At 43.5% G+C, this 26,935-nt stretch carries 23 protein-coding genes and 1 pseudogene; 18 read left to right on the top strand and 6 right to left on the bottom strand.

Annotated elements, in window-relative coordinates; translation table 11 throughout:
* Window positions 1-93 precede the first annotated feature (93 nt).
* The 13 genes from FTU44_RS01195 to FTU44_RS01140 all read left to right on the top strand — a co-directional run bounded on the left by FTU44_RS01195 (window position 94) and on the right by FTU44_RS01140 (window position 14,630).
* On the top strand, window positions 94-4,632 hold the full coding sequence (locus FTU44_RS01195) for a tape measure protein (protein ID WP_180049154.1): 4,539 nt from the start codon (window positions 94-96) through the stop codon (window positions 4,630-4,632).
* Window positions 4,629-5,048, top strand: coding sequence for a hypothetical protein (locus tag FTU44_RS01190; protein WP_180049152.1), 420 nt, complete (start codon window positions 4,629-4,631; stop codon window positions 5,046-5,048). The genes FTU44_RS01195 and FTU44_RS01190 overlap by 4 nt, the downstream gene beginning before the upstream one ends.
* A complete protein-coding gene (locus FTU44_RS01185; protein WP_180049150.1) occupies window positions 5,038-7,011 on the top strand; it encodes a hypothetical protein in 1,974 nt (657 codons plus the stop codon). Before FTU44_RS01190 ends, FTU44_RS01185 begins: the two co-directional genes overlap by 11 nt.
* 9 nt (window positions 7,012-7,020) lie before the next feature.
* Entirely contained in the window at window positions 7,021-8,637 is a 1,617-nt protein-coding gene (locus tag FTU44_RS01180) for a hypothetical protein (RefSeq protein WP_180049148.1), read from the top strand.
* Window positions 8,638-8,690: 53 nt separating this feature from the next.
* Complete coding sequence (locus FTU44_RS01175) at window positions 8,691-9,974, top strand: hypothetical protein (protein WP_180049146.1); 1,284 nt, start codon at window positions 8,691-8,693, stop codon at window positions 9,972-9,974.
* Complete coding sequence (locus tag FTU44_RS01170; protein WP_180049144.1) at window positions 9,971-10,267, top strand: hypothetical protein; 297 nt, start codon at window positions 9,971-9,973, stop codon at window positions 10,265-10,267. Before FTU44_RS01175 ends, FTU44_RS01170 begins: the two co-directional genes overlap by 4 nt.
* Window positions 10,264-10,650: a hypothetical protein gene (locus FTU44_RS01165; protein WP_180049142.1), complete on the top strand. Its 387-nt coding sequence runs from the start codon at window positions 10,264-10,266 to the stop codon at window positions 10,648-10,650. The genes FTU44_RS01170 and FTU44_RS01165 overlap by 4 nt, the downstream gene beginning before the upstream one ends.
* A gap of 17 nt (window positions 10,651-10,667) precedes the next feature.
* Complete coding sequence (locus FTU44_RS01160; RefSeq protein ID WP_180049140.1) at window positions 10,668-12,755, top strand: hypothetical protein; 2,088 nt, start codon at window positions 10,668-10,670, stop codon at window positions 12,753-12,755.
* Window positions 12,748-12,981, top strand: a complete 234-nt coding sequence (locus tag FTU44_RS15125) for a hypothetical protein (protein ID WP_373686000.1) — start codon at window positions 12,748-12,750, stop codon at window positions 12,979-12,981. The genes FTU44_RS01160 and FTU44_RS15125 overlap by 8 nt, the downstream gene beginning before the upstream one ends.
* A 142-nt stretch (window positions 12,982-13,123) precedes the next feature.
* Window positions 13,124-13,450 (top strand): hypothetical protein, encoded by a 327-nt coding sequence (locus tag FTU44_RS01155; RefSeq protein ID WP_004646469.1) that lies wholly within the window; start codon window positions 13,124-13,126, stop codon window positions 13,448-13,450.
* The gene (locus FTU44_RS01150; protein ID WP_180049138.1) at window positions 13,431-13,724 is read left to right on the top strand and encodes a hypothetical protein; all 294 of its coding nucleotides are present in this window, start codon (window positions 13,431-13,433) and stop codon (window positions 13,722-13,724) included. The genes FTU44_RS01155 and FTU44_RS01150 overlap by 20 nt, the downstream gene beginning before the upstream one ends.
* Window positions 13,714-14,259 (top strand): glycoside hydrolase family 108 protein, encoded by a 546-nt coding sequence (locus FTU44_RS01145; protein ID WP_180049136.1) that lies wholly within the window; start codon window positions 13,714-13,716, stop codon window positions 14,257-14,259. Before FTU44_RS01150 ends, FTU44_RS01145 begins: the two co-directional genes overlap by 11 nt.
* Window positions 14,259-14,630: a hypothetical protein gene (locus FTU44_RS01140; RefSeq protein WP_373685999.1), complete on the top strand. Its 372-nt coding sequence runs from the start codon at window positions 14,259-14,261 to the stop codon at window positions 14,628-14,630. Before FTU44_RS01145 ends, FTU44_RS01140 begins: the two co-directional genes overlap by 1 nt.
* Window positions 14,631-14,827: 197 nt before the next feature.
* On the opposite strand, the gene FTU44_RS01130 is transcribed toward FTU44_RS01140, so the two are convergent.
* Window positions 14,828-15,733, bottom strand: coding sequence for a hypothetical protein (locus FTU44_RS01130; protein ID WP_180049130.1), 906 nt, complete (start codon window positions 15,731-15,733; stop codon window positions 14,828-14,830).
* A gap of 55 nt (window positions 15,734-15,788) precedes the next feature.
* Window positions 15,789-17,006, bottom strand: a complete 1,218-nt coding sequence (locus FTU44_RS01125) for an integrase arm-type DNA-binding domain-containing protein (protein WP_180049129.1) — start codon at window positions 17,004-17,006, stop codon at window positions 15,789-15,791.
* Window positions 17,007-17,391: 385 nt separating this feature from the next.
* On the opposite strand from FTU44_RS01125, the pseudogene FTU44_RS15120 reads away from it, so the two are divergent.
* The 3 genes and pseudogenes from FTU44_RS15120 to FTU44_RS01115 form a co-directional block, all read left to right on the top strand.
* Window positions 17,392-17,555: pseudogene (locus FTU44_RS15120) on the top strand (NADP-dependent isocitrate dehydrogenase); the annotation flags it as partial.
* Window positions 17,556-18,157: 602 nt separating this feature from the next.
* Window positions 18,158-18,286: a hypothetical protein gene (locus tag FTU44_RS15115; RefSeq protein WP_005170281.1), complete on the top strand. Its 129-nt coding sequence runs from the start codon at window positions 18,158-18,160 to the stop codon at window positions 18,284-18,286.
* Between the two features lie 145 nt (window positions 18,287-18,431).
* Complete coding sequence (locus FTU44_RS01115) at window positions 18,432-18,992, top strand: M23 family metallopeptidase (RefSeq protein WP_074383288.1); 561 nt, start codon at window positions 18,432-18,434, stop codon at window positions 18,990-18,992.
* On the opposite strand, the gene FTU44_RS01110 is transcribed toward FTU44_RS01115, so the two are convergent.
* On the bottom strand, window positions 18,971-20,182 hold the full coding sequence (locus FTU44_RS01110; protein ID WP_100534787.1) for a YbfB/YjiJ family MFS transporter: 1,212 nt from the start codon (window positions 20,180-20,182) through the stop codon (window positions 18,971-18,973). The genes FTU44_RS01115 and FTU44_RS01110 overlap by 22 nt on opposite strands.
* Before the next feature lie 214 nt (window positions 20,183-20,396).
* Entirely contained in the window at window positions 20,397-21,827 is a 1,431-nt protein-coding gene (locus FTU44_RS01105; RefSeq protein WP_100328998.1) for a pyridoxal phosphate-dependent aminotransferase, read from the bottom strand.
* Window positions 21,828-22,055: 228 nt separating this feature from the next.
* Between FTU44_RS01105 and msrB the strand changes: the two genes are divergently transcribed.
* The gene (gene msrB, locus FTU44_RS01100) at window positions 22,056-22,475 is read left to right on the top strand and encodes a peptide-methionine (R)-S-oxide reductase MsrB (RefSeq protein ID WP_004645533.1); all 420 of its coding nucleotides are present in this window, start codon (window positions 22,056-22,058) and stop codon (window positions 22,473-22,475) included.
* The gene (locus FTU44_RS01095) at window positions 22,472-22,948 is read left to right on the top strand and encodes a glutathione peroxidase (RefSeq protein WP_100328997.1); all 477 of its coding nucleotides are present in this window, start codon (window positions 22,472-22,474) and stop codon (window positions 22,946-22,948) included. The genes msrB and FTU44_RS01095 overlap by 4 nt, the downstream gene beginning before the upstream one ends.
* Window positions 22,949-23,050: 102 nt before the next feature.
* On the opposite strand, the gene dapC is transcribed toward FTU44_RS01095, so the two are convergent.
* Complete coding sequence (gene dapC, locus FTU44_RS01090; RefSeq protein WP_074383284.1) at window positions 23,051-24,220, bottom strand: succinyldiaminopimelate transaminase; 1,170 nt, start codon at window positions 24,218-24,220, stop codon at window positions 23,051-23,053.
* 23 nt (window positions 24,221-24,243) lie between these two features.
* On the bottom strand, window positions 24,244-26,910 hold the full coding sequence (glnD, locus tag FTU44_RS01085) for a [protein-PII] uridylyltransferase (RefSeq protein WP_180049127.1): 2,667 nt from the start codon (window positions 26,908-26,910) through the stop codon (window positions 24,244-24,246).
* Window positions 26,911-26,935: the final 25 nt, after the last annotated feature.

Genomic DNA, 26,935 nt, shown 5'->3' with positions numbered 1-26,935 from the left:
CAAGAACCTCCTTCGGGAGGTTTTTTTAATACCCAATTTATACCCGCCGCTGAGCGGGTTTTTTATTGCAAAAAAAATAGATTAGAGGTCAGTATGTCTGGTAAAAATTTAACATTCAAATTAGTCATGGATGCTGACACCAAGGGCTTTGATGCTGGCACCAAAGCATCTAAAGATAATTGGGAGTCATTCATTTCTCTTTTAAAGAAAGAGGCGGATGGACTTAAAGCTGCCTCTGTAGAAACAGGAAAAGAAGTTAGCAAAATTGTACCTGATGATCTTCAGAAGAAGGCTGATCAGGCTAAAGGCAAGTTAGGTGAAGTAGCTCAGGCCGCCAATGCATTAGAGACACAAGCATCCCAAGCATCGGGCAAGATTGATGGCTTAGGCAATGAGCTTCAAGACACAGCTAACAAGGCTAATAAGGCCGGCTTTGAAATCGGTGGTGCCATTCCTGGTGACGCTGTTCAGTTAGCAGAAATGCTAGGCAATAAGTTCTTCTCTGCCGCAAAAGAAATTGAATCTCTGGGCGATAAGTCGACCATTAGTGCCGGTGAACTTCGCGCAATGTCTAGTGCAGGTGAGCAGGGCCTTAATGAGCTGAATTTAGCACTTAAGGCAGCTCAGGCTGAATTGGTTCGTCTACAAAGCACTGATGGCACTCTACAAGATATTGAAATTGCCAAACAGCGTGTTCTGAGTATTCAAGACGCCATCAATGAAGCCTCCAGTGCCTTCAATTATTATCAAGGTGTTGCTATCAATGCCATGAAGGGCGTGGATGGCGCTACTCAATCAGCTATTAATCAGGTGCAACGTTTTAGCGCCGTAGATCTAACCGGGGTAGTAGGTGAAGCACAGACTGCTACCCGTGCAATTGAAAGTATGGGTGACGGCGCAAGTCTTAGCACCAAAGAAATTGAGCGTATTGGCAGTATTGGCACCAATAGTATTAATGCCTTAGAGCGTGAATTACTGACAGCAAGAAATGCATTTTCAGCATTAGAAAAAAGTAGCGAAGCTGTAACACTTAATGAGATTAAGGCAGCTGGTGACAAGGTAAAAGGTCTTGAGCAAGCAGTAGATCTGACTAAATCAGCCTTCTCCGAATTTAATGTAAAAGCCACCACTGCAATGCAGGGCGTTTCCACAAGCACAGATAAGGCATCCGGTAGTGCTAAGCAAGCTGGCCATGCAATTTATGAAGCATTAGGCATTAAACCGCCGTCCGTGATTAATGATGCTATTGCCGATCTGACCAGGAAGCTCGAAAACTTTAAAGCTAACAGTAAATTGCCGGCTGAAGAAGTAGAACGTGTAACCAAGATCACAGAACAGCAAATCGAAAAGCTTAAAAGTGAACTGAATGGTGTTGAGCCAGCTGCTCAAAAGGCAAATTCCGGAGTTTCTACCCTCTCTAAAGGCATGGATGGGGCTAAGTTTGCTGTAACTGCATTGGTGGGGGCATTAGCTACAATTGGTGTTGGTTTAGGGCTTCGAGAGCTTGCTCAGGCAGCAGACTCTTACACCAACCTTTCAGCTCGAATTAATATCGCAACCAGTGATGGTGGTAACTTCCAGCAAGCAATGGCTGGCGTGCACCAAGTCGCATTGATGACTAATTCAAGCCTTGATGCTACTGCGGGCCTATTCACGAAAGTGAATGATGTGGGCAAACAGATGGGGATGACCCAGCAGCAAAGTCTGGATCTGGTTAAAACCATTAATATGGCTATTCAGACCGGCGGCGGATCTGCTCAAGCAAGCGAAGCAGCAATTGTTCAGCTGACACAGGCGCTGCAATCAGGCGTTTTACGTGGTGATGAATTTAACTCCATCATGGAGCAGGCTCCTGGCATCTCTAAAGCACTAGCCCAGTCACTTGGCGTAACTACCGGTGAACTCCGCAAGATGGCTGAAAACGGCGAACTGTCAGCCGAGAAAGTTATTAAAGCCCTACAAAACCAATCAGCAGCAATTGAAGCTGATTATGCTAGGTTCCCAACCACTATCGGCAATGCCTTAGCCAGAATAGCAACACAATGGCAAATCCTGATTGGTGAGATGGATCAGGCGAACGGGGCTTCGGCAACAGTAGCTCAATGGCTGGTGACTCTTGCTGACAATATGGATGTGGTGGAGACCATACTCGAAGATATTGGCGAAGGTTTTATCTGGGTAGGGGATCAACTTAAGAAAATCGATCCAGCCACAATTGAAGCACTTAAAGAGGCACTAAGTACTGCTTATGAGACCTTAAAATCCGTAGGCTCAATGCTAGCCATCACATTTGAAGCAACGGCTGATATATTAAATACTGCACTATCACAGGTGTTTGATTTCTCCAGTGGGGTTGATGCCGCCAGCGATAAAACTAACGGCTTTACCAAAATTTTACAGGTCATCAATATTGCTTTGGGCTATCTAAGCGATGGCTTTAGTGCGATTGGTATTGGGATTAACCTGTTTGTTGGTGCGCTTTACTCTGCTGGGTCGGCTTGGGAAGGTCTAAAATCTCGCTTTACATGGGGGGATATTAAAGAGCAGGCCTTGGCTAATATGACTGCAATGCAGAAAAAGGCCGAAGAATACTATCAAAAAGCAGAAGATAGTGCGCTAAGCTTTGAATCTAAGGGCAAAAAAGCTTGGGAAGAAGTTAGAAAAACCCAGAAGCAAAAAAATGCTGAGGCGGTAGCTGGAGAAACCGCAACATTTGCTGATCTAGTTAAACAAAATCAAGAGTTCACTCAAAAATCTAAGGAATTAGCAGGCGAACGTGCAGCCATTGATGCCCAACTAAACCAAACGCGAAAAGATGGCAATCAGTCGACCATTGATGCAATCATCCGAAAATCTAATGAGCTAGAAGGCCGTGAGAAGGAACATGCAGCCAATAAGGCCGCATTAGATAAGGATATGCTGGCTTCTGCTCAGGACTATGCCGAGACTGCTATCAAGGCCAATGGCGGTGTCATGGATGGCGTGATGCAGGCCGATCTATTAACCAAAGGCTACATCGTAACCATCGATGAGGCTGGCAAAGTTAGTGTTCAGGCTGGCCAGAGTGCAGAACAGGCTGCCGAAAGTGCCGCTAAAAAGGAAGAGGCTCTCAAGCTGGCCAAGGAGAATGTTAAAAAGGCCGATGAGGAATATCTGGCTTATCAGAAACAGGCAGCAGCTGAACGTGCACTCCTGGAACAACAGATTGAGCAAGCCAAAAAATCTGGTGATTTAAATGCCTTGGCCTCTGCCCAGGCATCCATTACTGCGATCGACGCCAAAGAAGCTGAGCTGGCCAATAATCGTAATTTACGGATAGCTGAACTCAATAAAGCTAATACTGGATCCGGCCAAGTGGCTGAAACTGCATACTCAAGAGCATCTGCTGCTGCCAAGCTATTTGGTGTTGATCTGGATGCATCCCTAAACAAAGTTTCCAAATCATTCAATAGTTCTGGCAATGATTTAAATGACTTAAAGACCAGGCTGGAAGAGGCTGGTATTTCCGGTAAACAAGCTGGTGATGTGACTTATCAAGCCTGGCTTAAATGGCTGGAAACAGCAAAAAGCCAAGCTGAAATTGATATGGCCAAAGCCAAACTTCAGGAGTTTGGAGATCAAGGTAAAGTTTCGACTGGTCAGGTAGAGCAAGGCCTCATTGCTATCAAGATGCAAGCTCAAAAACTGCCTGATGATATCGATCCTGTTACAGAGTCTTTCAAGAGACTAGGCATTGAGACCAAGGAAAATCTCAAGCTAGCTGCTCAACAAGCATTAATGGATTTTATTAATGTCCGTGATAGCGGCAAGGCAACTGCTGAGGGCGTTCAAAAGGCCTATGAAAAAGCTGCTCAGTCTGCAGCTGTATCCGGTGACGCAGGAAGAATTGCTGCAATAAATGCAATGAATGCCGGGCGTAATCTTGAAGTGCAGATTGATGAAACCGGTAAGGCCACTGTAAAAGCCAGTAACGACATGGAAGAAGGCTTACACCGTGTTCGTAATGCCACAGGTAGTGCGGGTGATGGCTTTGATGATCTAGGTCGTAGAGGGGTTAGAGCGGGTAACGATACTGCTGAAGCGTGGGAAGAGGCTCGCAAAGCAACGGAAGCAGCTATGGCTTCTCAGGGCAAGATGAAGGCATCCAAAACCGGAACAACCGCTAAACACGGGCTTTCTGTTGAAGAAATTGAACAGAGACTTAAGGATATTGGTTATGAAGGTGATACCAAGCAAAAAGCCAAAGAGCTCTTTCAAGATGCCGAACCAGTGGCGGGTGGTTATTACAAATCTGCTTCCAATGAATGGGTGAAGAGAAAGTATGGAACTACGGCTTACGATAACCAAAAGGCCCTTGGTAATGCGATGTATGTTATGGAGCAGATCGAGCGGCTGGAGCAATATGTTGGTAAGAATGGTAGATCAATCGGATTTAGTAGCCTGAACGACTACGCGCCGTCTATTCCTTCCGTATCTAATGCGGTCAGTAATATTGACTCAGGGCCTAAGAATACAACTAGGATCGAGCTAGTTCTTGGCGGGCAGACAGCTACTGTCTATGGCGACCAATCTTCTGTTAGTGCTCTTGAATCAATCGTTAATCAGTTAAAAGTACAGGCGAAATCAACATGAAACTCATTCGCTTAACCACATCAGAAACCGTCCCATTAGAGGACGGTTTTTTATGGCCTGATGAATTCTCATGGAAGGCCATTGAGCAGAATCAAGCCTATGCCATGGATGGCACTTTGCATATTCAGGAAGGCAAAAAGAAGTCGGGCCGGCCAATCACCTTACAACCGGCAGATTCACAAATGGGCTGGATCAAGCTGCGTGAACTACGGACTGTTTTGGAATGGTCGAAACTGCAGGAAGAAAATTTCAAACTGCAGTTTGAACAACCACACGACAACCGACAATTCACAGTCAAATTTAATCACCAGGATGGGGCCTTAGAGGCCACACCAGTAAGAGGGATTCCAGCGGTATCACTGGATGATTATTTTAATGTGACCTTGCGCTTTACGGAGTTAGACGATGGCGATTGAAACCAAGGATTTAGTGATCTACAAGTCTGAACGCTTGACTGATAACTCGGATGGCGGCGGTAAATATTCTGGTGTCGTGGTTCAAGATGGGATCAGCAATAACCTGTTCAATGATGTATCGGAAATGGATCGAACCATGGGCGATGTCTCCATGCGTAAAATTTTTCCGGCAGTCACTACTGAAGATACTGATCTACTGATGGGTGCAACAGTTTTTGTCTCTGAACTGCCAGAAGATCCAAACGTATCCGCATTGCTTTTTAGTACCAAAAACTGGACCGATGAACGTCAGGCTGCCCAGAACCGGGTAGAAAACTATCTAGCCAAAGGCGGTCAGATTGCTGGCACACCACTCGATACCCATTGGCAGGGTATGTCATCACTTCAGGTTGCCATGTTTCCACAAGAAACTGAAAGCTCAGTGGGCGATACGATTGTCCTGATCAGTGATGAAGGTAAGGCTTTAGAGCGTGAGCAGTATGTGCGCATTACCAAAGTTGAAACTCGCACTGCGATTATGGTTGTTGACAACAAGAATGTTGAATACAAGATTGCCACTTATTCACTTAATGATGCGCTTGAAGTCGATTTTGTAGGACTGTCTGCTCGTCAGTGGTACAACGGTGAGAAATCCAAGACCATCATCCGGGATACCATTGTGGCGGATACTGGCCTGTATTACTCATCCACTGCACTGGCTACTGATGCGAATGTAGGTGAATTTACAGTAAATGCCAAAAGCATCTTTGCCCAGCTGATTCCATCGGCTCAGACCGAAACGCCGATCATTGATGTGAACGCTGCAGGTGAAAGCGTGGTGCTGGTCGCCGGTAATGAAGGCACCATTACTGCTAATTATCCCGGCATGACTATTGGAGTGAGCCAAAACCTGTATATCGGTTCAGCAGTGATTCCATCCAGTGTGGCTTTCACATTACAAGGCCAGCAGATTACCGATCAGGGTGGGTTGCTTAAGAATACGCAAGGCACGCAAGTCGGTACGATTGATTACCAGCGCGGACTAATTCAGTGGACTGCGGCAGCACCTGCTGGAACGACTAGCCTAAATATCACATTCAAACCAGCTGCGGCACCAAACCAGTATTACCAAAGTCATGCCATTCCAGTGACTCAGAATAACCAGAGCACCAACTGGACTGGAGTTTTAATTCCGATTCCAGCACCAGGCGCTTTGTCAATCTCGTATATGTCACAAGGCAAGTTCTATGAACTCAAAGATGATGGCTCGGGGCAGTTAAAGGCTGCCAGTCCATCTTTTGGTTCAGGCATGATCAACTATGAAACTGGGTCATGGTTACTCACCACAGGTGCCTTGCCGGATGTGGATACGCCGATCCTGCTGAACTGGGGTACACCGATTGTCACCTTTGTACGATCGAATTTAAGTGTGGAAAAAGCTGCATTTGATTTTGATTTAGGGCGATTAAGTATCTTATCTGGTGTCACGATTAACTGGACGCTTGAAGGTGAAGCCAAAACTGCTACCTCAAATGTTCAGGGTAAATTCACTGGTGATGCCACCGGTGAAATTAATTATTCCGCTGGTACTGGAAAAATCATTCCAAATAAGTTGCCGCAGAAAGGTACGGTCTTTTCGGTGATCTATAGCTATGGATCATCACTTGAACAGACCAAAATGGACGTTACACCGGATACCAACCAAAAACTGGTCTTTAATATTGGCACAGGATCAGCGATCCAGCCTAACAGTGTATATCTAGAAGTTCCTGTACAGAGTGTGGATGGGAAAACAACCGGTAAAGTAAATTTATCTGATGTGCCAGTGAGTGTAACGATTGGCAACCTGGTCAATGAGCGCGGTCAAGTACAAGGCAGTATTACGTATGCTACTGGCGCAGTTGAAGTCATACCAGTTGTATTTCAAAAAGTATTCAAAAAAGAGTACTTCCCAATGATGTCGGTAACGTATGCAGCAGCATAGTGAGGAAATATGTCTTTTTATTCTCCACAACCATCTGGTATTAAGGGCGAGCAGGTTGAGCTGAAGGCCTTTAATACTGTTGATGTAAAAGTAAGATACCGCGATACCTCTGGCTCAAACTCAGCAACACATACGGTGACGGCAAACAAGCTCAAGCTGGATTTATCTTCTGGTTTTGATGAGCAGATTTTGACAGGTTCAGCGCGCTTTAAGGTCGGTGCTGATACCTTTCTGGATCGTACCGGCTTGCTGTATCGCAATGTAAATCCAGCCAATAATAGTGGGATTCAGTCGGGTGTCATTCAATATGGTACTGGGATCGTTGAAATTGACTCCTGGACACCGAATGCAGATAACACGATTGCTTTGGAGTCCTTAACCACAACGACCGACTTATTGCCGGTCAATAAAATCAGTTTTAGAACACCAATCATGCCGATCCGGCCACAATCATTAACTGTGGTTTTAGCATCAATTGAATTTGGGCAGCTCACACTGACTGCGGATGAAAACGGGGTGATTGAAACCAGTCGGGCGCATGGGCAGGTCAATTGGGATAATGGCTTTGTCACGATTTACTTTTATACCAAAACCAAAATCACTGAAGCCAACCGGACAGAGATCGAAGCGAATGACTGGTACGATCCACTGCTGGAATATCAGGAGGGGGCAGACACTTATATCAATGCTCCAGTCTGGGTCGATGCTTCATCAGTACGTTATAACGCTGTGGCTTATACCTATATTCCACTGGATTCTGAAATTTTAGGCCTATCAGCAACTCGTTTGCCGATTGATGGCCGGGTGCCGATCTTCCGGATTGGCGGCATTGGAATTGTCAGCTCAAGCAAAGCGCAAGAGTTACCAAGTGCAATTGCAGGTACCACATACGACCTGAATGATCAGCGGATTTCATGGGCTGAACTTGAAGATGCTAACGGAACGAAAGTAGCTTTTGATTTGTACGCGGTTGATTATGATTATGGGCGCGTGACATTGGGCGGTGACTTCGTACTGGGTAATCTTGTTGCACCTCTCACAGTCAAATATCGCTATCAGGATATGGGCCTGATTCGTGATGTGCAGATCAATGGCCAGCTAACATTCACCAAGCCATTAACACATAACTATGATGCAGTCGACACCATTGTTGGATCAGCCTTAGTGATTGGTGATATGCAGGCCCGTTATACCCGCAAGTTTGTGCAAGGTTCGTGGAGTAATGTATGGGTTGATGAGCCAACGGGTAGCGGTATTTTAGCAAATTACAACGACTCGCTGTATCCGCTTCAGGTCACCAATAAAGGTGCGATTCAGGAACGCTGGGCATTAATCTTTACCGATGCACAATCATTTCGCTGTATCGGTGAATACTCTGGCCAGATTGGCACGGGCACCACAAATACAGACTATGCACCGACTAACCCGGTGACCGGTGTTCCATATTTCATAATTAAGAAAGAAGGTTGGGGAGCAGGCTGGGCTAATGGTAACGTCCTGCGCTTCAATACTGTGGCTGCAAATTTTCCGGTCTGGGTAATTCGTACTGTGAAGCAATCAGAACCATCCGTGATATCAGACCAGTTCCAGATCATGCTGCGTGGTGATGTTGATCGAGTTGTTTAAAATTTAAATCAAATATGGCCGCTTTATGCGGTCTTTTTTATGGATCAAATAAAATGGCAACAGATGTAGATGTGCAATATTTTAGCCATTTAAATGGCTTAACCCTTGGTAATAATTGGGGTGACTTGATTCGTATGCTCGACAAAGCTTTGGTGTTAGGCATTGATTTCACCCAAATCACAGCAGCATCGATTGATGAGCAAGGTGATGTACATATAACCTTATATTCAAACCACAATGCCATGCTGTTTCAGGTTGTTGAGCTAACAGGCTTTGTACCAACTTCATTCAATCAGAAATACCGCATTAAAGGTGTTCCAAATACCACACAACTCATTTTAAAGCCTGCGTTAGATATTGCCGAGCGTTCAATTACTGCAATTGGTACTGGAAAGCTGGTATCTCTTGGCTACGAGATTATTTTCCGCGACCCAGAAGATGTGAAGCGTGTTTATCGCGCAAAAAATCCAAGTGCACAGCATCCGTTTATCCGTGTTGATGAAAGTTTAGCCAGTCCAGATGGTACATCAGGTATATATCCATCAACTTATGCCAAATTTGCCATGGTTGGCTTGCTTGAGCACATGAATCATATTGATGATTATAAGAATCCAGATGTCTTGCAATTACCATTCGACCCCAATGACCCTGAAAAAAATTGGAGAATCACAGGAAGTAATGGTGGTGTAGAGAGAGGATGGAGTCGATGGTATTATGCAAACCGAGGAATTGGAACAGGTGGTGATGATACAAGAACACCAATCAATGGAGATAGATTTTTTACCTTAATTGGTGATCGTGATGCTTTTTATTTTTTAAATTCTTACGATCTTACTTCACGTGATAAAAAGATTAATGGCTGTGGGTTGTTTGATTCAGCACTTGAAAGCAATATAGTGCCAAATTGGTTTTTGATGACACATATACCAACCTATTTAAATGCGAATAGCAATTCGCCCTTGTACACAGAAGCTGGAGCTAGTCCACTCACATACAATAAAGATGTAGCATGCTTTTTTACAACCAAACATGATGTCATTTATAGATTATCCGGACATATTAAGGCACATCCTATCATTCCCGACTATTTCACGGGCAACTCAAACCTTAATCTAAGTCCGACATTTGAAGCTTGTCTTTCTATACCGTTTTATGATGATTTTAATAAGATTAGGGGGACATTAAAGTATATTAATTACGCAGCATATTCAAACTCTCAAGACGTAAGTGATATTACACCGCTCCTTAGTGATCAAACAATTTACATTATTGATACTTGTTACAACCCTAATGCGAGATATACCTGCGTTAATTTTTATATTGGGGATGTGTCATGAAACCAAATTCTAGAAAAGCATTGCCAGCATCAAGTAAGTTGCAGAAAATTGTTACGGGGCCTGTGGTAGCAAAGATTCAAGGCTCAATTAAAAAACTTGGACAAGATTATCAAAATGCCTTACTTATATTATATAACAAAGAAAGTTTTCAGCCGATTGCCCTGCATAGGCCTGATGAAAATGGTGCCTATCATTTTTTTGGGCTTAATACAGATGTAAAAACCTTCATTGTCGCTTTTGATCAAAAGCAACAATTCAACGCAGTCATTCAAGATAACGTGGTGCCAGAATGAGTAAAACCTCAGTCAAGGCTCGGCTTGCCATGATTCAAGCCTTCGCCAATTTTATGGATAGCGGTAGCCAAAGTGCTACCGTTATTTTTTATGAGGGTACGCAGCCTGCCAGCACTGCTGTTGCGGCAGATTCAAACAGTGCTTTGGTGACACTCACATTTCCGGAGCCTTGTATTAAGGAAGCTATGGCAAATTATGTAGAGCTTCATCCAACCGATACAGCAACGGTGATTAAAACTGATACCGCAACTTGGGCGCGGATTTACAACGGCGCAGGTGAAGTAGCTGCGGATTTAACTGTGGGATCTGACATCACCCTGGCGAATACCAATCTGGTTGTGGGGGGTACCTTGTCTATCCAATCAATAAAACTCAGACCTTAATTTAAAAGGGTGCTCATGTGGATTTTAAAAATAAGCTCGGCACCGTTGATGCGCATAACCTAAATTTAAACTTTAAGCCTGAAAATACCGACAGCCACAACATCATTCTCAATTTTGAGCACCTAGCCGATGGCTCGACTAATCTCAACTTTGGGGATGATGTTACAGCTGTAATCAATACAGTACTCGATGCTGAATTCTCATTTGAAGTCACCGCAGTTTATACCGACAGTGGTGCCAATACTGCAGTTATAGACACGGTGCTCGACATCGAATTCAGCTTTGATGTAGTTGCTGTATTTAGTGAAAATACTGATGTTATTGGTCAGATCGATACGGTTTTAGACACCAGTTTTAGTTTTGAAGTCGAAGCAGTATTTAGTGAAAATCTATGCACAATTGATACGGTTTTAGATACTGAGTTTCAATTTGAAGTTAGAGCGCTATTCGATATCAATCACCTGGTTGGTGTGTCTTATGGTTTCGATATGCCCTACCAAAAAGCCATCGCAGCTTTAAGCACTACAGAAATACCATGGGCCAAGCCCATCTTAAGAGTCTCAACTGAGGCTCTTTTTTATGACCAGGGCTTGGTAATTTCTAATCAAGTTGATATTTGGCATGAGCAAGCCGGATCATTAACCCGGGCGATTAGATCCATACATGAGCAAGCAACCGGATTAAGTTCTGATGCGTATGTAATTTGGGAAGATGGCGATAAACGCTTTATTCATCAATTCTATGCGCATGAAGAAACAATCAAGCTGCGTCACAACCGGGAAACGGTCTGGCAAGAAATGATTCGCAGGCGTAAGACTTTTACTTATTCACATGAAGTGGCTCAGGTCTTTGAGCATCACTTTTCATTTGATTGGGATAAAGGCCTTGAGATTGTTACCAAGTCAGATTTGCCATGGGATAAAGCCAAAGCGATCCATTACCGCAAGCATCCGGTTCAACCTTGGCCAAAGCCCGAATTACCTAAATATGAGGGCACTGGTGATTTAAATTTCATCTGTCTATGTCATGACGTTGATTCACACAATGTTGTTTTAAATTTTGGTGCAGATGACTGTATTCCGGCACTGCCAAAAAGGAACTGGTGGTATATCGTGAACACATTAACAGCCGAGCGATTGGATACTGGCGAGAAGATTAAAGTCATGGATGGCACCTACAGTACCAGCCGGTCTCAATGGTGCTGGACCTACTCCATTACCGTGGCTCATACGGAAAAAGAAAAGCTTCAGCCAATAGATGGTCAGCCGGTGATCTTGAAGGTTACGATCAATAGTTTTGAGCATCATATCCTGCTTGAGGATCCAGAAGAAACCAGACGCTTTGCCAGTGTTCTTTACACTTATCCGGGTCGAAGCGTTACTGCTTTGAATTCGAGTAAATACGGGCCAACGCGCTCTTTTATTCAGGACAATGAACGTACCTCTGTGCAACTAGTACAAGCGGAACTGGATCGCGCTAATGCCGATACAGTTCTGGATTGGAAGCTCATTGATGAGCTGGGCTGGATCGTACCAGTCGAAAGCCTGAGTTATGCAGAACTGGCACCCATTGATGCAATAAAGCAGGTAGTTGATGCAGGCGGTGGCTTTATCTATAGCCAGAAAGCAGGCAATACACTGACCATTTTACCCCGGTACCAAAAAGGTTATTGGGATGCGATGACGGTGGAAGACTACGATATTTTGTTGCCTGAAAGCCTAGTGATGCAGCAAAACATCAAGCAGAACGATGAATACATTGCTGACTTTAACGCCATTACTGTGGTGAATAGCCGTAGCGGTGAAAGCCTGAAGGTACAGCAACGTGGTACCTCGGGTGATGTGCCGCTAGAAACAGTCACGGGGCCATTATTTAATGTGGTATCGGGTGCCAGTTACGGAAAAAATGCACTGGTAAAAGCCAATATTCAGGAATTGCACACTTTCTCAGATATTCCGGTCAGCCAAGAAATTGGCGAGATGCTACCGGGTAAAACGATTGCTTTTAATGGTCAGTGGTGGGGCGTGATTGATGGGGTGAGTGGAAGTTTTTCCCATGAAAAGGTCAATGAAACCATTACAGTGGAGCGTATCAGCCGTGACTAATCCTTTATTTGAACTGCGCAAGCTGCTTAACCCCACTCATGCGGAATACATCGGTACCATCACCTCGGTTAAGCATCCAGAGTATCGGGTACAGATTGATGGTGGATCCGGTCCAGTATTATGCACATCTGGCACAGCTTATAACCTGGGTGCCAGAGTGTTTGTATCCAATCAAGTTATTTTGCGACCTGCGCCAAGCGGGTCACACTCAGAAATAGAAGTCTAAACTTAACCAAACAACAGCACCTTTTTAGGTGCTTTTTTATTGCCAAAAATTAGGGGGCGCAATGTCAAATGATCCACCAGAGCCGAAAGGCTCTTTTTTAATGCCAATTTTATAGGGGGGTGTATGACTAAAGGGGATGTATATGGACTTTCTTAGTCAAGTATTGGAAAGCATAAAGAACCATTCGCACATCCTTTTTACAGGTGTGCTGGGGGCAACTTTTGGCTTTCTATTAAGTAAGGAGCCGACTCGGGATCGCTGGATAGGATTCTTTGCGGGCTTCATTTTATGTGTGGTCTTTGCTAAACCGGCAAGTTTATTTCTTGCTAGTGGTAACTATCCAGAGCTATTTGGTTTCATTCTGGGCGCTGCTGGTAAGAGTACAGCTGAGGCATTGCTGAGTTTGGCTCGATCGAGAGTTCTTGGTTTAGTCAAAAAGGAGAATGAAGATGCTGCTAATCATAAGTAAAACAGCATTGGTATTATTTATAGTTTCGTTTGCAATCATGGCATTTCATCCAAAAATTCAACTCCCAAAACACATCGATTTTCTATTGGTGTTGTCGATCCTTTTTGGGGCAGCACTTTTTGTTAAAGATGAGTATTCGCCCAGTCCGGCCGGAACACTTTTTTATACCACGGTAAGTATTTTATTCGCCCTCTTTACCCGACAGCTTTATATCTGGGGTAAGGGTGGTGCACGTCCTAAATTTTTTAACACGGATAAAAATGATGAACATTGAGCAATTTTTAAATGAGCTGATCCGACGCGAAGGCGGCTATGTAAATATCCCTGCGGATCGAGGCGGTGCAACAAAGTACGGCATTACCGAGGCTGTAGCACGTCAAAACGGTTATAAAGGCCACATGAAGGACCTGCCTGAATCACTTGCACGAGATATTTACCGCAAACAATATTGGATAGTACCGCGTTTTAACCAGGTGAATGCAATTAGCCCGCTGATTGCAGAAGAATTGCTTGATACGGGCGTGAACTGTGGTGTTGGTTTTGCCAAGCCCACCTTACAACGTGCTTTAAACCTGCTGAACAATCAGGGTAAAGGTGGTTGGTCAGATTTGGCAGTTGATGGCATTTATGGGCCAGCAACCCTTAACGCCTTAAAAATATATTTATCTAAACGTGGCAAAGAAGGCGAAAAGACTCTACTTAAGGTGTTAAATATTCTGCAAGGCCAGCGCTACATTGAAATCACTGAGCGCAATCCAAGCCAGGAACAGTTCTTCTTCGGCTGGATTACTAATCGAGTGGTGATTTGATGCCAATACTACTCTGGAAATACAAATACTGGATCGCAATTGCGGTCTTTTTCTTTTTATGGGTCGGGCAAATTGTCTATACCAACCACTTAAGCGGGAAGCTACGCAAAGCCAGTGAGCAATGCACAGCGAAAATTCAGCAGATAGAGCAAAAGCATCTCAAGGCTCTAACTGAAAAACAAAATCAAATTAACCGGATGAGTGCGGATTATGAAGCAACGAAATCAGAGCAGCGCGTACAAGTCGAAACAGTTACACGTGAAGTGCAAAAGATCATTGATCGTCCTGTGTATCTCAACCATTGTTTTGATGATGACGGCCTGCAGCAACTCAACTCACTTATCGTCAGTGGTGCCGGCCAACCTCCTTGAGCCTTGTCCTGATTTGCAGAAATTAGAATCAGGTCAAGGCAAGGTTGCTTTGGTCTGGTCTATTGATGTAGTGGCTAAATATAACGATTGTAAGGCACGTCATGGTGCAATTGTGAAGGCCCTCAAGTGAGGGCTGCACAGCTCATTCGATTACGACGAATGTGAATGTGAATATGGGGGGTATATATTAAGGCTCTTTAATTGTCCCTTATTTTTTGAAGAATTATCCCTTTGTCAATTGCAGAGGAAATAAAATGGAATTGCGGTGAATTCTGTTTAGCTTCATGAATCTTCTGTTTTGATCCCAGCATATTGAAAAGTGTTTTTCCTACCAAGTACGCGCCAGACAAAGTGCCACCACTTAACATCATATCCCCGATTGCGGTACTAGCTTCCCATAATTTAGGCTTATTGCTTTTGATATCACTAATTATGGGTTTAAGTGAATATGATGGAAATCTTGAGGCAAAAACTTCCTGATACTCAGTCACAGCTTTATCGAATTGAATAATTTCATTTTGGCGAGATAAAGCACGCTGGTCTTTATCATCAAAGGCAGAGATAGTCCTAAAAAGTTTGTATTTTGTATAATGAAGATTGTCTAGCTGCTCAATATGATCTTCCCTAAATCTCCTTAATACATCTATAGGAACATAAGTACTTGGATACGGCAGACATTTTGCTATCTCAATCCTAATTGAATCTTGTTCCAGTAGATCATCCGATTCAATGCTATTAAATCCAGCAGCAACATTATTATAAATAATCCAGTCAGAGTCTTTGGTCTGTTTTTTTACACTTTGACAAGCAATAAGAGATTCCAAGGCTAAGCGCTGAAACTGGGAACTATGCATTGATTCCGGAGGAGCATTCCTATAAAAATCAATAACACCATTGCTTTTAAACTCATTAACAACTTCATCAGAGCAATCTATATAAGGGATTTGAGTCAAGATTATATTATCCCAATATAACCCATAAAACATTAAATCCTGCCTACTTAAGTCTTTAGCAACTATACCGTTTTCATTATTAGCTGTTGTCCCTGAAAGGATAATCCCTTGAGATACTCGGCGCCTTTTAAATTTTATGATATTGCTCATTTTTAACAATTACTCTTCTTTAAATTATGCACTTTATTCAAAATAGAGATCATTTTTACTCCTTCCATCCATCCACAATATCAGCCCAATCCTGCATCATTTTTTTGCGGTCCGCTAGATACTTGGCATGGTTATACGACGCACGGGTTTTATTCTCATCAGCATGGGCCAGTTGGGTTTCGATCCAGTCCGACTTGTAACCCAATCCATTAAGCTCAGTAGATGCTGTGGCCCTGAAATCATGTGCAGTAACTTCACTCAATCCAATATAACCAAGCATTTTATTTAATGTTGTTCTGGATATCATACAATCACGCTTGTAGGGTGAAGCAAATACATATCGCTGATCGCCGGTAATTGCTTTTTGCTGCACCAGTAAATCATAAAGTTGGTTTGAGATTGGCACCAGATGAGTTCTATTTTTCTTCATGGTGCGTTCTTGCTTGTTTCTTCTGGTGGCCTTGGGGAACTTAATAATTCGATCCTCAAGATCAACAAAACCCCATTCCATACGCCTAATCTCTACAGTCCTTAGCATAGAATAAAGCATAGTAAGGATTGCATTTCTCACTGTTGTGGTGCCGCCATAACTGTCTATTTTTTCCCTCAAGATGGCTTTCTCGCGCTTTTCTAATGGCCGAGCATGCTCCACGTCTGGATTCTCAATCGCGCCCCTTAGCGCATAGGTTGGGTCATTATCAGCGCGTAAAGTCACAATCGCATATCGCATCACCAAACCAATGAACCTTCGATTCAAGTTTGCAGCAGCTTCACCGGTGCCATAGTTCGGCTGACTCTTAATTCGCTGTATTGTATGTTTCATGATATTGAGAATGTGTGCCGAGGTCACTTGACTGATTGGTAGATGCCCGATCTCCTTATAAACATCCTTCTGCATGCAGGTATTAAATTTCTCCACATATTCAGGAGATTTATATTTCATTTTCTCCAATACAAATTCTTGAGCAATTTCTTTAAATGTATTTTTGACCGCAAGCTGTTTTTCAAACTTATCTTTTTTCTTTTCCTCAGATGGGTTTAATCCACTGGCAAGTTTGGCTCTAGCGTCATCTTTTAGTTTTCGAGCCTGGACCAATGAAACAGCAGGGTATTCACCGAAACTTACGGTGCCTTCTTTTCCGTGGAGCGTGAACTTGAATCGCCAAATCTTTTTACTTGTTGGACGCACTTCAATATAAAGGCGTTCAGCATCTAAGATGCGGTATGATTTTTCTTTCGGCTTTAGTGTTCTTACTTTGGCATCGGTGAGCATGACGGGTAACATCAGTAAAAAATAGCGTTACCCGTGAAGATACCCGTTTTTATTCAAGATTAGAATAGATTGAAAAAGATTAAAACAGATTAAAGTTATTGTTATATGTAGGATTGGTGCGGTTCTAGCAGACTAATATAGATTAATACGGACTTTGCTATTCAGAATTGTTTAAAATGACGATTTTCATAGGAAATAACTTCTATAATTACATAAACTTAAAAAATGTAGAGGCTTATTTTAAAGGGAAATTTGGTTATTTCCCGTATAAATCTCAAAAACAACGAATCTGGATTAGAATATTATGCGTTAAGAACAGTTGAAAGTATTGCCTAATTGGCAATTATTTTTAGGTTTGTCAGTAGCATTCGGAAAAATATGAAGAATAGAATATCAAAAGATCGTAGTACCTGCGGATGGTGCCAAATTACCGTTAATGCAGACCTGTCACTCAACCTAGCAAATAATCCAATTGTCCCATGTATCAAAGGGAATGAAATTGGTGCTGATATTACACCAACAATACAGGCTGTGGTAGATGTTACAGTTTAAAAGTATAGAGTAGTAAGCCCTCAAATGCTTGGATCAGATAGATATCGAATCTGTCAGAAGTAAAAAAGGTTATTAAGTTAATCAAAGAGAAAAAATGGACATGACTAGAATCACCTTGAACTAAATTGTGCGTTAAACATGAACTACTAGAAAGAAGTCCTGACCTGATCATAAAGAAGATTTTAGCTATAAAAATAGCCAAAGAGCGAACATTCACGCAGTCTTGCGCTGGAGGTCAAGCGCAAGACTGCGAGCTTTTTTTGAATTTGATCATCCTACTATTGCAGATATACTTAACTCATTAAAGCCTGATTCTCCTAATTAAAACCTATATTAATCGCAGGTTTCTCAGGGGGATTAAATTTTCTTAAATTCTGATTGATAAACGCCCAAAAGTTAAAATGAGTATCAAGCTGCAACTTTGCGTAAAGATTGTAGTGAGCCAGAACAGGATTTGTTCTGAGTTGAATCACTTAGCCAACCTATTATTACATTGACGCATTTGGATACAGCTCGATGATTGGCATATTTTCCAAAAACGTTAGAGTGATCAATGGAACTTCCAGTGATAGAGACGTTTCTCCGAAGGAGTACATAATATGGCTAAATCTAAAGCGAAACATAAGCAGGTCCAACAAAAGGACAAGCAGGACAGCGCTCAGAATGAAGAGCAACAACAGCAACAGCAACAACCAGCCAAACCCTCCCGTGCAAAAAAACGTAAGTAATTCCTAGCTACCTTCCATAACAACGCCCTTAAATAAGGGCGTTGTTATATCATTGATTTTATAAAAATATCATTCAAAAAATTACAAGATTACGACTTTAAATTGTGCTGTTCTGCTTAAGATAAAAACCATCTTTCTAAAATAAATGCGAATAATATTGGTGAAATTTTTTCGGATTTTAAGCTTAATTTTATCTGTATGCTTTGTCTTGACCGCCTGTCAGCCACCACCTTCAGGTGAAGCAGCAGGATGGAAAAGTCCTTATCTTTATTGGCAACTGAAAAAGACTCAATTAGAAGCACCGTTACAGATTCCGGTCGAAGGTATTACAGTCCGTCAAATTAATGATACGTGGGGAGCCGCGCGCAGTGCAGGCCGTAAACATGAAGGGACAGATATTTTTGCTCGACGTGGCACACCTGTCTTAAGTGCCACCCAAGGGATTGTACGTAAAATTGGCACCAATAATCTGGGTGGGAAAGTTATCTGGGTGACAGGGCCTGATATGAGTCAGCATTACTATGCGCATCTGAATGATTATGCTGAGCATATTCAGGAAGGCGACTGGGTGGAAGCGGGCGAAGTGATTGCCTATGTCGGCAATACTGGAAATGCCAAAAATACTCCGCCACATCTACATTACGGGATTTATCTGAGCGGGCAAGGGGCGACCAATCCATATCCTTATTTCGTGCCTTCTCCTTGAGCAGAAACTGGATGGGGTTGTGTTTCAGGAGTGAATCTGGCAGGACGGGTACACCAGAATAATTGCAATGTTCCTAATAAAAGAACAAATGCAGCTAATATGAACTGTTGATGATAGCTCAAACCAAAATATTGCAGCGCACTAAAACTGAGTCCGCCAATCAGCTGAACAGAGGCGAAACACAAGGTGGCAATGCTCCAGAGTTTTTTATACGCCAGCCCATACAGTTGCAAAATGGTATAAGAGGTCAGGAAGACCACAGCAGGGTTTAGCATGCCGGTCAAAAAGGAAGAGCTCAACGTGAGCAATGCTTGGCCCTCTAGAGTCGCAATAAAAATAGCCACAATATAAAGACTATAAAGAATTTTTAGGGCAGCAAAATTACCGAATTTTCTGGCCAGTGCATAAGCACTGAAGGCACCTAAAGCACTACCAAATCCATAAAGAATCCAGTTGAAGTTAATCCAGAACAAGCTCAATTCCAACTGCTGGCTTAAATAATCAATCCAGAAGAGCGAATGCGGTATATAGGCAAAGGCGCTACACGCGTAGACAGCCAGTAAGCTATAAAAGACGCTACTCAAAGATATCTTGGAGGTAGTCGAAGGTGCTTGTACGGACAAATAAGGCTTAAATTTTTGGATAAGTCCACTTAAACATAGACAAATGAGCAGGGCAAAGCCACATAAGATCAGCCAGGCAGTCTGTATGGAAATCTGATCCAGATAAGGCAGAAACAGGGTTGCAATTAATACACCTAATCCGATTCCGCTAAAACCGATAAAGTTGATTTTAAGACGATCCTGAAGCTCACAGCACTGCGCGACTACACTCGGCGATAAGATCATCATCAGCCCGCCGCTGATTCCTGAAATCACGCGCCAGACGATATACCAAACTTCAGAGAAACCAGAAAATGCACAGCACATCAGACTGAACATACCGGCAAAAGCTGAAATTTGAATATACCTGCTCATACTGCGGTCTTGAGGCAGACGCATGGCGGTATAGGCACCGATTAAATAGCCCAGTAAATTGGCACTGCCCAAAAGCCCGGCAAAATCTGTACTCCAGCCAAAGGCTTCTCGTGTACCCGGTAACAGCGCAGTATAAGAGAAACGAAGAATGCCAATCCCCAAGCACATACTAAGGCAGAGAAACAGGCTGAGTTTAATTGTGTGTGAGGACATCCGTGTACTCATAAAGTTTTATATTTGGTTAAAAAATAACATGAATCTTCGTGATTAAGGAGAAATCACTTGATAAGAAACCGTTGAGTGCAGGAATTTGTGCTTCAGGAAGTCTTTGTACTTTTTAAAATGTTATAAGTCGAAACTTTGAATATGGAGAGAAATAAAAAACCGCATTCAGAAATGCGGTTTTTTATGTTGTCTATTTCAGGAATTAACGCATCTTGGCCAGGAAACGGCCAACACGGGTAAGGGCTTCACGCAGTTCATTTTCAGCCGGCAGGAACACCACACGAAAATGATCCGGTGTCGGCCAGTTAAAGCCTGTACCTTGAACCAGAAGTACTTTCTCGGCACGTAACAAGTCCAGCATCAGCTTTTCATCGTCCTGAATTGGATAAACGTTCGGATCCAGTTTCGGGAAGCAATACATCGCACCCTCAGGCTTGACACAGGACACCCCAGGAATCTCGTTTAGCATTTCCCAAGCGATATTACGCTGTTCATACAAACGGCCACCCGGACGAATCAGGTCATTAATGGACTGATAGCCGCCCAGCGCAGTCTGAATTGCATATTGCGCCTGATGGTTGGCACACAGGCGCATAGATGCCAGCATGTCCAGACCTTCGATATAGTCTGCTGCACGTGTTTTATTGCCGGTAATGGCCATCCAGCCAGAACGGAAGCCAGCAATACGATAAGCCTTTGATAAACCGTTAAATGATACACAAATCTGATCACCTGCCAAGGCAGCTACAGCGACATGCTCGATACCGTCATAGATGATTTTGTCATAGATTTCGTCAGCAAATAAAATCAGGTCATACTTCTTGGCCAAGTCCACGATCTGTTGCAAGACATGACGCGGATAAACCGAACCGGTCGGGTTGTTTGGATTAATAATCACAATACCACGGGTATTTGGCGTGATTTTACTTTCCATATCGACAATGTCGGGATACCAGTGATTTTCTTCATCACATTTATAATGAATCGCCGTACCGCCAGACAGATTGACTGCCGCAGTCCAAAGCGGATAATCCGGCATTGGAATCAGCATTTCATCGCCATCATCCAATAGGCCCTGCATGGCCATGACAATCAGTTCAGACACACCATTACCGATATAAACGTCATTGACGTGCATATCCAGAATGCCTTTTTGCTGATAATACTGACAGATCGCCTTACGCGCCGGGAAAATCCCTTTGGAATCCGTGTAGCCAATCGCATTCGGCAGGTTTAAAGCCACATCGTTGATAATTTCTTGTGGTGCTTCAAACCCAAATGGGGCAGGGTTGCCAATATTTAATTTGATAATTTTGTGACCGGCTTCTTCCATCTCGATGGCCGCTCGTAACACAGGTCCGCGAATGTCGTAGCACACATGCTCGAGCTTAGATGATTTCTTGATCTCGCGAGGGGTTTGGAAAGTGTTCGGCATTTTGATGTTCTCGGAAGGAGTGGAGGTCACTTTTGCATAACGATATAAATAACTTTTAAATGTCTCAGTTGTGACTAGATCGAGATCATGTTCATCTCGAAGTAGTGCAACAATTTTTTCATGCGTAAATCCAAGCTGCTGATATTGTTTGATCACAGGCAGCAGATTTTTAAAAATTACGCTCTTTTTTTGCGACATTTTTTAATCCTGAGCAAATTTAGAGCTAAGAATACCATTAAATTTGCTCACTAAAAAACATTTAATGTAAGAATTGCTTACTTTTATTTTTATATTTGCTTTCTTTTTGCTTTTTTAGGCATTATATGTCTTTTGTAAAATGTTGAATAAAGACTAGAATTTTTAAAATGAATCACGTAAATATAGGATTATCCTATTTTAAATAGCAAGATAAAAAGGTATGTGATCATGGGAAAACTCAATAAATCAGACCGGGAATGGCAAAGAGAGTTATCACCTGAGGAGTTTCGCATTACGCGCGAGAAGGGAACCGAGCCGGCATTTACTGGAAAATACTGGAATACCAAGCAAGATGGCACCTATGTATGCCGTTGCTGCGGCACGCCACTGTTCTCGTCTGAGACCAAGTATGACAGCGGCTGTGGCTGGCCAAGTTTCTACCGTCCCGTCAGCAGTTCGGTGGTAGAAGAATTACCTGATACTTCACACGGAATGGTCAGAACTGAGATTGTTTGTCATCATTGTGACGCACATTTAGGGCATGTTTTCCCGGATGGTCCAGAGCCGACGGGCTTACGTTATTGTGTCAACTCGGCTTCTTTGGACTTAGAAACACAAGAAAAAAATGATGAGGAAACCTATCCATGACCAGCATTTATCAGTTTGAAGCTGAATTGTTAGATGGCAAAAGCAAGCCACTTGCAGATTACGAAGGCAAGGTACTTTTGATCGTCAATACAGCGAGTAAGTGTGGTTTTACCCCACAGTTTTCAGGATTAGAAAAACTTTACGAAAAATATAAAGATCAAGGTCTGGAAATTTTGGGATTTCCATGCAATCAGTTTGGTGGTCAAGATCCGGGTTCCAATGAACAGATTGGTGAATTTTGCCAGAAGAATTACGGGGTATCTTTCCCGATGTTTTCCAAGGTGGATGTCAAAGGCCCTGAAGCGCACGCCATTTTTCGCTATTTAACCAATAATTCCAAAGGTATTTTAGGCAATGGAATTAAATGGAATTTTACCAAATTCCTGATCGGCCGTGATGGCAAGGTATTGAACCGTTTTGCTCCGACCACCAAGCCTGAAGAGCTTGAAGATGAAATTGCAAAAGTGTTGTAAGACTCTGTGTTATTTTCTCAGTATGAGATAAAAATAGAACTCATCTGATTTCAAGTAAAAAACCCACTTTAAACCAGTGGGTTTTTTAGTTTTGATTAAAACTTAGAGGATGGCTTTCAGGCGTTGAATGACTTCTTCACATTGCGCCAGATCGGCCACAAGTGCTAGACGTACATGATTTTCACCCGGATTACCCTGTTCAGTATCGCGGGATAAATAACGACCCGGAAGTACTTTAATATGTGCTTCTTCCATCAGGCGTTTAGCAAAGGCTTCATCATTGTCGACTTTGAGCCAGTAGTAGAAACCGGCATCCGGTTTTTTCAGTGGCAGCAGGTGACCGAGTTCTTGCTGGAACAAATCAAATTTGGCGCGGTATTGCACCCGGTTGTCTTCCACATGGGCTTCATCGTTCCAGGCAGCAATAGAAGCCAGTTGGTGCTGTACCGGCATCGCTGCACCGTGATAAGTACGATACTGCAAATACGGTTTTAGTAAAGTTGCGTCACCGGCGACAAAACCTGAACGCATGCCCGGCAGGTTGGAACGTTTAGACAGCGAGTGGAATACCACACAGTTTTTATAGTCATCACGACCGATTTCAGCACAGACTTCCAGTAAACCCGCGGGTGCCTGATCAAACCACAATTCCGAATAGCATTCATCTGAAGCAATGACAAAGTTGTATTGATCTGACAGCGCAATCAGCTTTTTAAACTGTTCTTTAGACAGCACCGCACCCGTTGGATTGCCCGGCGTGCAGACAAATAATAATGCGGTTTTTTCCCAGACTTCTGCCGGAACGGCATCAAAGTCACCGAGGTAATTATTTTCCTCAGTACAGTTGATGAAATAAGGTTTGGCACCTGCGAGCAGCGTCGCACCTTCATAAATCTGGTAGAACGGGTTCGGCATCACCACATAAGGTGCCTCTTCTCGGTTCACCAAGGCTTGTACAAAAGAGAAAATTGCTTCACGTGTACCGGAAACGGGCAGGATATTGCTGTCTGCACTGATGCTATTCAGCTTAAAACGGCGGCTTAACCAGTTGGCAATACTTTCACGTAGTTCGGGCAGACCTTTACTGTTGGGATAAGTCGATAAATGTTTGAAGTTATCAATAATCGCCTGTTTCACAAACTCCGGTGCAGGATGCTTTGGTTCGCCAATCGACAGGGGAATTAATGGCATATTTGCAGGCTGGATATCCGCAAAAAGCCGATTTAACTTTTCAAAGGGATAAGGGTGCAATAAAGACAAGCTAGAGTTCATGAAATATGTTACCGAGCAGAGTGTTAGTGTTGACCGCTGACCTGATGCGAAGCCTCATCCAGGGCAGCTTTAAGTGCAGCTGCAAATTCTTGAGACTCAGTCGGGCTCATCGGGATGCCATTTTTTTTGGTGACAAAGAAAATATCTTCAGCACGTTCGCCAAGTGTGGCAATTTTGGCAGAGTGGATGTCCAGGCCTTGCATCATAAATAAACCACCGATTTTGGCAAGTAAACCAGGGTGATCAAGGGTCGCAATTTCGACCATATTCTGATTCAAGGCAGGATTGACACTAATCTCGACTGTATTTTCAATATCGAAATGACGTAGTTGACGTGGAATCCGGCGCTGCATCAAGCCCGGATATTCATCAGAATGACTCAAGGCATCTTTAAGGGCTTCAATCACTGTGGCTTCGCGTTCAGGATCAGTCAATAAAGTACCAAAACGGTCCAATACCACGTAGGTATCCAGACTGAAAGCTTTAGTGGCAGTAATAATTCTTGCGTCTTGTACATCCAGATTCATGCGATCCAGAATAGCCACCGTAGTGGCAAAAAGGTTGGGTTGATCCTGCGTATAAATAAAGATCTGTACCGCATCCTGCGCATATTTACGGTGCGCCCGCATCAGCACCAGTGGAGCAGGATTGTCGCCGTGCTGTAAGATGGCACGGGTATGCCAGGCAATTTCATCTGCTGTTTCTTTTAGGAAATAGTCATCACCCAGTTCCTGCCAGACTTTTTCTACTTCATCCAGTGAAAAGTCCTGAACCAGAAGTTCGCTGGCCGCAAATTTGGTATCTTCAATCAGCATTTGATAATCAACCGGACGACCCAGACCGGAACGGATTACATCGCGCGCCTGAGTATAGAGCTGGCGCATCAGGGAAGCGCGCCAGGTATTCCACAGCTTCGGATTGGTGGCGTTAATATCGGCTACCGTCAGGGTGTATAAATAATCCAGATGCTCCATGTCGCCCATTTTTTCTGCGAATTCTTTGACCACATCCGGATCGGAAATATCTTTTTTCTGGGCGGTGACAGACATTACCAGATGATTCTGGATCAGCCAGGCCACCAGGTTGCTTTCACGTTCGGTAAAACCGTGACTACGGCAGAATTTAATCGCATCGCTGGCACCAAGTTCACTATGATCACCGCCACGACCTTTGGCAATATCATGAAAAAGAGCTGCCAGATATACAATGTCACGACGGGTCAGGCGCTGGAACACTGAACTGACCACAGGAAATTCCTTGGCAAATTCAGGTGCTTTAAAGCGATTTAAATTGCGTAGCAACAATAAGGTATGTGCATCGACCGTATAGATATGGAACAGGTCATATTGCATTAGGCCCAGAATTTGCCCAAAGGCCGGGATGTAATTACCCAGTACGCCATAACGCTTCATCGTCACCAGGGTGTCGTAGAGTCGATGCGGTGAGCGGATAATCGCCATAAACAGCGCCTGATGCACCGGATTATCACGAAAATCCTGATCAATGCGTTTTCCTGCCAAGGTCAGCAGGCGTAAGGTACGCGCACGAATGCCCTGAATTTCAGGACGATTGGCCAACAGGTAGAAAATTTCCAGAATCGCGCTTGGATTTTCCGAGAAAATCTTGTGATGCTGAACTGCTAACTTGCCATCGACCAGTTTGAAATTTTCATTAATTTCCTCAATCTGGCGTTCATATTGCGGTAAACGTGGGGTAATCACAGATTCATTGAAGTAGGCCAACAGCATTTCATTGAGTGTAGAGACTTGCTGTGCGCTGCGATAATAGCGCTTCATGAACTGTTCGATCGGATAGTTCGGATGATGCGCCTCATCACGCACATAGCCGAATTTAGCCGCAATATCACGCTGATAATCGAACAATAAGCGGTTTTCGTCACGCTTGGTCAGGCGGTGCAGGTGATGGCGAATCTCCCAGAGAAAACTTTCAGCTTCTTCGAGCACACCCAGTTCAAATTCTGAAATAAAACCCAGATGTACCAGATCATAAATCCGGTTGACGCGGAAATGTCGTTTGGCAATCCAGCCGATCTGGTTGATGTCGCGGATACCGCCCGGTGCATTTTTAATATCCGGTTCCAGATTGCTTTCGGTATTGTTGTGCTGAGCATAGCGTTTATGCTGCTCATCCATTTTGGCATCAAAGAAGGTTTTATCGGTCCAGGTGCGTGACACGATGCGCCGTGGCCATTTGCACAGGTTCTCATTGCCAATAATCAGGCGTGCTTCGATTAGCGTAGTGGCAACGGTGAGATCACTACTGGCCTGACTGACACAATCATTGATGGTACGCACGCTGATCCCCGGTTTGAAATTACCGACATCCCAGAGTAATGAAATGAAGGTAGAAATCAGCTGTTCCTGCTCTGGACTAATCTCGTCTTCTGACAGGATCATGAGGTCGACATCAGAATAAGGCAGCATTTCACGGCGACCATAACCTCCGACAGCAAACAGGGCTAAATCGGTTTGATCCAGTTCGGCATATTTCCAGAGAAATTGCAGTGCTTCATCAATCAGATTGGAACGTGCCAGAATAATATCCCGAATCGACTGTCCATTTTCAAAACTCTCCTGTAGCTGATTTTCGACATCACTACGCCATTGATTGATGGCTTTAATGTCATGGTTACTTTTAATGTAATTCAGCAGAGGTAAGGTATTGATCATGAACAGTGGTCCGTTGGTATTTCAG

This window comes from Acinetobacter sp. YH12105, assembly GCF_013419095.1.
GTDB lineage: Bacteria > Pseudomonadota > Gammaproteobacteria > Pseudomonadales > Moraxellaceae > Acinetobacter > Acinetobacter pseudolwoffii.
The sequence above is the reverse complement of the archived record's forward strand: the minus strand, read 5'-3'. Positions and strand labels throughout refer to the sequence as shown.